Origin of the sequence: Helcococcus sp. KG196, assembly GCF_046035495.1 — a bacterium.
Classification (GTDB): Bacteria; Bacillota; Clostridia; order Tissierellales; family Peptoniphilaceae; genus Helcococcus; species Helcococcus ovis.
Window position 1 is genome coordinate 1 of record NZ_JBFNFI010000049.1, and the last position, 233, is coordinate 233.

1 rRNA gene is annotated in these 233 nt (G+C 37.3%); it reads left to right on the forward strand.

Annotated features, from left to right (window positions below):
* The first annotated feature begins 110 nt into the window (after positions 1-110).
* Positions 111-227, forward strand: a 5S ribosomal RNA gene (rrf, locus tag ABGF45_RS08430).
* Positions 228-233 lie beyond the last annotated feature (6 nt).

Consider the following 233-nt stretch of genomic DNA (forward strand, 5'->3'; position numbering starts at 1 on the left):
AGTAATGTATGTAGCTAATCGATACTAATAACTCGAAAGTTTGACCAGAAATATTTCATAATATAGATTGCAAAAGGTTTGAAAAAATGATATAATAGATTAGAAAAAAATGTGGTGACAATAGCGAAGGGGATACACCTGTACCCATCTCGAACACAGAAGTTAAGCCCTTCAACGCTGATGGTACTTGGCTGGTAACGGCCTGGGAGAGTAGGAAGTTGCCAAATTGAGAA